Source organism: Streptomyces sp. NPDC043726 (genome assembly GCF_056436565.1).
Window position 1 is genome coordinate 448286 of record NZ_JBWKCI010000007.1, and the last position, 7647, is coordinate 455932.

General features: G+C 70.7%; 5 protein-coding genes and 1 pseudogene. 4 read left to right on the forward strand and 2 right to left on the reverse strand.

Translation table 11 applies throughout. The features are described from left to right. Positions 1–233 precede the first annotated feature (233 nt). Entirely contained in the window at positions 234–2033 is a 1800-nt protein-coding gene (locus AC068Z_RS22650) for a serine/threonine-protein kinase (protein ID WP_478558306.1), read from the forward strand. A gap of 64 nt (positions 2034–2097) precedes the next feature. On the opposite strand, the gene AC068Z_RS22655 is transcribed toward AC068Z_RS22650, so the two are convergent. Next, positions 2098–3579, reverse strand: coding sequence for an amino acid permease (locus AC068Z_RS22655; RefSeq protein ID WP_478558309.1), 1482 nt, complete (start codon positions 3577–3579; stop codon positions 2098–2100). 229 nt (positions 3580–3808) lie between these two features. On the opposite strand from AC068Z_RS22655, the gene AC068Z_RS22660 reads away from it, so the two are divergent. Together AC068Z_RS22660 and AC068Z_RS22665 are read left to right on the forward strand one after the other, a co-directional pair. Further along, a complete protein-coding gene (locus AC068Z_RS22660) occupies positions 3809–4294 on the forward strand; it encodes a ribose-5-phosphate isomerase (protein WP_451726683.1) in 486 nt (161 codons plus the stop codon). A 369-nt stretch (positions 4295–4663) separates the two neighbouring features. After that, the gene (locus AC068Z_RS22665) at positions 4664–5479 is read left to right on the forward strand and encodes an Fpg/Nei family DNA glycosylase (RefSeq protein WP_478558314.1); all 816 of its coding nucleotides are present in this window, start codon (positions 4664–4666) and stop codon (positions 5477–5479) included. A gap of 7 nt (positions 5480–5486) precedes the next feature. Here AC068Z_RS22665 and AC068Z_RS22670 read toward each other — a convergent pair whose 3' ends face one another. Next, entirely contained in the window at positions 5487–6758 is a 1272-nt protein-coding gene (locus AC068Z_RS22670) for a GNAT family N-acetyltransferase (RefSeq protein WP_478558317.1), read from the reverse strand. Between the two features lie 162 nt (positions 6759–6920). On the opposite strand from AC068Z_RS22670, the pseudogene AC068Z_RS22675 reads away from it, so the two are divergent. Beyond that, positions 6921–7647, forward strand: a pseudogene (locus AC068Z_RS22675) (serine/threonine-protein phosphatase); the annotation flags it as partial.

Sequence of the window (7647 nt, forward strand, 5' to 3'; positions counted from 1 at the left end):
CCCCTTGGCTGCGCCTGAATTCGCAGTACTTGAAGAGGTACCACAAGATTTCTCCGCACTATGCTGGTGTGGCGCGAAGTGTGACCATCGTGTTTCAAACGGACAGGCTCAGTGGGGAATTGAGGGGGTGCAGCGGATTGCCGGGGAATACGGGAAACACGAGGAGCGGTGGAGTTCCAGGGCTCCTGGTGACCGGACGCTATCGATTGGTCGAGAGCATCGGTCAGGGGGGAATGGGACGGGTGTGGCGAGCCGCCGACGAGATACTCGACCGACCGGTCGCGATCAAGGAAATGCGGATCGACGGACTCGACCCGGAGGACACCCGCACCCGCCGCGAACGCACCCTGCGCGAGGCCCGCGCCACCGCCCGCATCGACCATCCCAACGTGGTGCGCGTGTACGACGTGGTGGACGAGGGCGAACGGCTCTGGATCGTCATGGAACTGGTCGCCGGGCGCTCCCTGGAACGCCTCCTCGTGGAGGAGGGGCCCCTCGGCCCGGCCGAGACGGCACGCATCGGACTCGGCCTCGTCGCGGCACTGCGCCAGGTGCACGAACGCGGCGTGCTGCACCGGGACATCAAGCCCGGCAACGTCCTGGTGGAGACGGGAGCCCGGCGCGTGGTCCTCACCGACTTCGGCATCGCGGCGATCCAGGACGCCAAGGCGCTCACGATGGTGGGCATGCTGGTCGGCTCCCCGGACTACATGGCCCCGGAGCGGATCTCCGGGCGCCCCCAGGGCCCGCCCTCCGACATCTGGTCCCTGGGCGCCACGCTCTGCGCTGCCCTCGGCGGCCGTTCCCCGTTCACCCGGGACACCACGCTGGCCACCCTGCACGCGGTCCTGTACGAGGAGCCGGAACTCCCCTCGGTGGCGGGCCCGTTGGGTCAGATCCTGGCGGCGCTGCTGGAGAAGGAGCCGGAGGTCCGTCCGGGCCTCACGGACCTGGAGATCGCCCTCCAGCCGATCGCGTTCCCGCCGCCCACGCCGACGGTCACGGTGGGCGGTACGGCGGAGCAGGCGCCCGAGCGGACGCCGGAGGAGCCCGCCGAGCCGGATCCGGAGCCCGAGCCCGAACCCGTACCGGAGGAGCCGGCCGAGCCCTTCGACAGCCCGCCCCCCGAACAGCAGCGGCCCACCCATGACTTCGGCCTGCGCCGCCCGGTCACCCCGGCTTCCGGTGCCGGCGTCTCCCTCGTCCGCGAGGAGCCGAAGCCCGCGGCCGTGCTCCACGCGGAGGCGGAGACCAAGCCGGCGACCGTGCCCCACCCGGAGGCCGAGACCAAGCCTGCGGCCGTGCTGCACGCGGAGGCGGAGACGGAACGGCGACAGGCGCCCGCCCCCGATCCGCACCCGACGCCCCCGGGCGAACTGCCCGGTCCGGCGGTCCCCGCCCGCCCCGCGTCGCGCCGACGCCCCGGGATCCTCGCCGCGGTGGGACTGGTCACGGTCGGAGCCGTGGTGGCTGTCGCCCTGGTCCTCAACTCGGGCTCGCCGGACGACGACAAGGCGGCCGGGTCCTCCCCGTCCGCGGGCTCCTCGTCCACCGCCTCCTCCTCGGTGTCCCCCTCCTCGACGGTGGAGGGCACCTCGCGTCCGCAGTCCCTGCCGCCGGGGGCGCGTACGGAGGCCGGCGGCTTCGCGTGGGTGACCCCCGAGGGCTGGCGGCGGGACGTGAAGACCGGCGCGGAGGTGCACTACACCTCTCCCGACGGCAAGCAGGAGCTCGTCGCCAAGTCCTCCCTCGCCCGCGGCGACCTGATGGAGACGTGGGAGACCTCGGAGCAGAACGCCCACCAGGGCCAGGCGTACAACAAGATCCGCCTCGAGGAGACGACCTTCCGCGACTATCCGGCGGTGGTCTGGGAGTACACCTTCACGCTCAAGGGCGTCCCCTGGCACGCGCGGTTGCTGGGCTTCAACGTGGAGGGGAAGTCGTACCAGATCAACACCTGGTACCAGCCGGACATCGAGGAGCAGGCGCTGGGGACGTACGACCAGGTGAAGGACAGCTTCACGATCCTGTGAGCACGGGAAAGGGGGCCCCGAGGGGCCCCCTTCCGTGTACTGCCTACCGCTTGCCGCGGACGGATCAGCCGACGTTGACCTCGTCGGCGTCGATCTCGGACCGGACCGTCGTGGTGGTGGCCGCCCGGGAGCCGCCGACCTTGTTCTTGATGAAGGCGATGGCGAGGACGACCGCCGCGACCAGCAGCGACAGCAGGACCGTCTTGCGGCCGTCGTGCTCGGTGTCGGTGAGCATGTAGCCGAGCACGAAGACGATCAGCGCGGCCGCCGCCCAGGTGAGGTACGGGTACAGCCACATCCGCACGACCAGCTTCTCCGGCGCCTCGCGCTCGATGATCTTCCGCATGCGCAGCTGCGAGAAGCAGATGACGAGCCACACGAACAGGGCGACCGCACCGCTGGAGTTCACCAGGAAGAGGAAGACGGAGTCCGGGAACTTGTAGTTGAAGAAGACGGCGACGAAGCCGAACACGACCGAGGCGATGATCGCGATGAGCGGCACACCGCGGCCGGTGGTCCTGGCGAAGGCCTTGGGCGCGTCCCCGCGCTGACCGAGCGAGAACGCCATCCGGGAGGCCGTGTACAGGCCGGAGTTGAGGCAGGACAGCACCGAGGTCAGCACGATGAAGTTCATGATCTGACCGGCGTGCGCGATACCGAGCGAGTCGAGGGCGGCGACGTAGGAACCGTCCTCGGCGATCGACTTGGAGTCCCAGGGCAGCAGGGTCACGACCACGAAGATCGAGCCGAGGTAGAAGACACCGATACGCCAGATGATGCTGTTGGTCGACTTGGTGACCGCCCGCTGCGGGTCCTCGGACTCACCGGCGGCCAGGGTGGCGATCTCGCTGCCCATGAAGGAGAAGACGACGAGCAGCACACCGGTGAGGATGGCGCCGGGCCCGTTGGGCAGGAAGCCGCCGTGCTCGGTGAGGTTGGCCAGGCCGGCCTGGTCGGAGTCGACACCGGGGAGCACCCCGAACACGGCCAGCCCGCCGACCACGATGAACGCGCCGATGGCGACGACCTTGATACCGGCGAACCAGAACTCGAACTCGCCGTAGGAGCCCACGGAGACCAGGTTGGTGGCGGTCAGCACGACCATCACGATGAGCGCCCAGCCCCACTGCGGGACCGCCGGGATCCAGCCCTCCAGGATCACCGCACCGGCGGTCGCCTCGACCGCGAGCACGACGACCCAGAAGAACCAGTAGAGCCAGCCGATGGAGAACCCGGCCCAGGGACCGAGCGCGCGGTCGGCGTGCGCGGAGAACGAACCCGACGTCGGGTTGGCGGCGGACATCTCACCGAGCATCCGCATCACCAGCACCACGAGCGTGCCGACGAGGGCGTACGACAGCAGGATGCCGGGGCCGGCGGTGGCGATGCCGGAGCTGGACCCGACGAAGAGTCCGGCGCCGATGACACCGCCGATGGCGATCATCGACAGGTGGCGGTTCTTGAGCCCGGCCTGGAGACCGTTGCCGGGATCGCCGGTGGCTCCAGGGTCCTTTTCAGCCTTCGACAGGGTCGGCTGCGAGGTCATAGGGGGGATTCCTTCGTGCCGGGTGAGGGGTTTCCCGTACGAGCGGAGTACGGGGTGGCTAACAAGTTGGTCCAGTGAATCGGAGGCAAAGAAAGAATTGAACCTTTGAATCCGGATCGTTACTTGAGGTTTCCCTGAGGTTCTGTAGTGTGGCTCACAATTCTCGGGCCGGCGTCGGGACCAACCCCCGCCGCGCCTGCCCGCTTCCCGCCGTGTCACACTCATCCCCATGCGCGTGTATCTCGGCTCGGACCATGCGGGCTACGAACTCAAGAACCACCTTGTCGAGTGGCTCAAGGCGGCCGGCCATGACCCCGTGGACTGCGGCCCCCACATCTATGACGCCCAGGACGACTACCCGCCCTTCTGCCTCCGCGCCGCCGAGCGCACCGCCGCCGACGCCGACGCCCTCGGCATCGTGATCGGCGGCTCCGGCAACGGCGAGCAGATCGCGGCGAACAAGGTCAAGGGCGTCCGCGCGGCCCTCGCCTGGAGCGAGGAGACCGCGGCACTGGGCCGTCAGCACAACAACGCGAACGTCGTCGCCGTGGGCGCCCGCATGCACACCCAGGAAGAGGCCACGAAGTTCGTGGAGACCTTCCTCGGCACCCCGTTCTCGGGCGACGAGCGCCACATCCGCCGCATCGACATGCTGGCCGACTACGAAACGACGGGCGACCTCCCCCCGATCCCCGCACACCACCCGCAGCAGTAGCACCAGGACCCACGAGCCCCGTCGACCCCGCCTCACAGAGCGGCACCAGGCCCCGCAGGGGGCGGTGCTTCTCGGCGTCGGTGCGGCTTTCAGCCGGTCCGGGGTCCGAGGACGAGACACCCGTCCCGAGCCCCCACCCACCCGCAGGGGGCGGTGCTTCTCGTCGCCGGTCCGGCCAGTTCAGCCCGTCCGGCGTTTGAGGACGAGGCCCCTTCAGGGCCGATGGGGGTCCAGGGGGCGGAGCCCCCTGGGTGCGGGGTCGAAGGGGCGGCAGCCCCTGGAGGATGGGACGGGTAGGGGCGGCGGGGGCGAGCACCATCGACGCGCCACCCCACCGCCCCGAACCACCACCGACCCAGAAGGAGCACCGTGCCGGAAGGGCACACGATTCACCGGCTGGCCAAGGACTACGCCGCCGCCTTCACCGGCACAGCCCCCCACGTCACCAGCCCCCAGGGCAAGTTCGCCGACGCCGCCGCCCTCCTCACCGGCACCCCCCTCACCACCACCGAAGCCCACGGCAAGCACCTCTTCCTGGGCTTCACGGAGTCCTGGGTCCACATCCACCTCGGCCTCTTCGGCAAGGTCGGCTTCGGCCCCACCCCCGCACCCCCACCCACCGACACGGTCCGCCTCCGCCTCGCGAACACCACGTCGTACGTGGACCTCCGCGGCCCCACCACCTGCTCCCTGATCACCCCCGCCGAGAAGCAGGCGATACACGACCGCCTCGGCCCGGACCCCCTGCGCGACGACGCCGACCCGAACACGGCGTACCGACGGATCTCCCGCAGCCGCACCACGATCGCCGCCCTGCTCATGGACCAGAAGATCCTCGCGGGCGTCGGCAACGTCTACCGCGCCGAGGTCCTCTTCCGGCACGGCATCGACCCCTACCGCGCGGGCAGGGACATCACCCCCACCGAGTGGGACGCGATCTGGACGGACCTCGTGGAGCTGATGCACGAGGGCGTCCGCCACAACCGCATCGATACCGTCCGCCCGGAACACACCCCCGAGGCCATGGGCCGCCCGCCCCGCGTGGACGACCACGGCGGCGAGGTCTACGTCTACCGCAGGGCCAACCTCCCCTGCCACATCTGCGGCGGCGAGATCCGCACCGCCGATCTCGCCGCCCGCAACCTCTTCTGGTGCCCGAACTGCCAGAAACAAAAAAAGAACTGACAGTGGCTCAGAACCCGTGCGCCAGCCACGGCGCCACCACCGACCCGAACCCCACCGAGGCCTCGGCCAGCGCCCCCTGTCGCAACTCCCGCACGCGCCCCGCGGCCGCCAGCCCCGCGAGGCTCACCCCGCCGAGATACGCCGACCCCAACTCCCGTACGGACAGGGCCAGATCCGCCGCGTCCCGGGTCGGCTCGCAGGACGCCCCCTTCGCGTCCCCCGACAGCCGCCAACGCCCGCTGTTCCAGGGGCAGAAGGAGTCCTCGACCTCCAGCACCACATCCACCGGCGCCTGATACGTCCGCGCCTGAAGCGCCGCCCCGACGTCGACGAGCCGCACGTACATCCCGTCCCGGAGCCGCGGCCGGCACCGCCGGATGTCCGACACCTGGTACTGCCAGGCCTCGTCCACCGGCCGCCCGTACACCCGCAGTGTCGTCGTCAGGTCGATGTCGAACAGGAACCGCCACAGCGCGGCCTGCGCGGCGGCGTCCACCCCGGCCAGCTCCCGCAACTGCACTGTGCCGTTGTGCCCGGAGACCTCCCACTCCGGCTTGACGGCGAAGCGCGCGTACCCGACGGTCTCACCGTCCCGCTCGGCCAGCACGCACTGCAGCGGCGAGGCCCCGTCCCGCCCGTCCTCCGGATCGAGCACCCCGACCCGTTCCCACCCGGGCCGCACCCGGGCCTGCGTTCCGGGGCGTACCGGTACCAATGCCGCGTACACGGCCTCGCACGCGTCGATCACCTCGGCGGCCGCGGGCTCCGCGTACCGCAGCCGTACGGCGTCCGTACCGTCCGGCACCGTCAGCCGCACCCGGGTCGTGTCGATCTCGGCGGCCAACTGGAGGGTTCCCACGCCGTACCCGAACCGCCCGTAGATGGCGGGCTCGGACGCCGTCAGCACCGCCAGCGGCTCACCCCAGGACCGCACGTCGTCCAACTGCTTGCGCATCATCGACGTAAGGACCCCACGCCGCCGGTGCGTGGCGGCGACCCCGACCATCGTCACGCCCGCCGCGGGCACCGAGGCCCCGCCCGGCACGGTGACCGCGAAGGGGAACGCCCCCGCGGAGCCCACGCACAGCTCACCGTCCCAGGCCGCGAGGAAACGGTCGAACTGGGTCAGGCTCCGGTACAGTTCACGCTCCTCGGCGGGCTCCGGCACCCCGCCGAAGGCACGCAGCAGGACGTCGTAGAAGGTGTCCCACTGCTCGGGCAGCAGCTCGCTCAGCTCGATGGCGCCGGTCGCGGATCCGGTCGTGACGTGTGTCCCCATGCGCCATGCCTACCAGGGCAATGCGGGACGAGCCAGGGAATTTCCGCTGGGTGGCCGCACGATGGCTTCTCGTGAAGTTCACTGTGAAGTTGAGCCTCGGACGGGGGACAAGTGGGACCTCCCGTGCCAAGCGGCTGGTCCGATGGATAGGGTCCCGAACTAATGGCAGCAGGACGAGAGCGGCGCGCGGCCGCCGACACGTTCACGGCCCGGTTGCGGATGCAGTGGCACCGGGTCCGCGTCGGCCTGCGCAGAAGCGCCGTGGACTACTTCCGCGGCGACGGCTCGGACTGGATCGCGCTGGCCGGACTCCTGCTCACCGTCCCGCTGATCGCGGCCGTCACCCTGGCCAACCCGGTCTGGGCCTCACCGGCCGCGCTGGTCCTGCCGATCGTCGCCGGCGGACTGCTGCTGCGCCCGGCCAGCCTGCTCGGCCTGTACGCGGCCGCCGCCACCGCCCTCATCGTGGAGTCGGTGCAGCTCGGCCCGTACACCGAGGGCGCCGCGCGGGTCACCCCGGGCGTGGTCCTGGTGGTCGCCGCCTGCGGTTTCGTCGGGCTGCTCATCGCGCAGTTCCGCAGCCGGGTCGGCGTGCCCTGGCGGCGCGGCGGCACCATGCTCTTCGACCTGCGCGAACGGATCCGGGTGCAGAGCAAGCTGCCGCAGCTGCCGAACGGCTGGCACCGGGAGATGGCGTTGCGCCCGGCGGGCGGCCAGTCGTTCTCCGGTGACTTCGTTGTCGCGGCCCGGACGAACGGCGGCCGCACCCTGGAGGTCGTCCTGACGGACGTCTCCGGCAAGGGCATGGACGCGGGCTCGCGGGCGCTGCTGCTCTCGGGGGCCTTCGGCGGTCTGCTGGGCAGCCTGCCCCCGCACGCCTTCCTGCCGG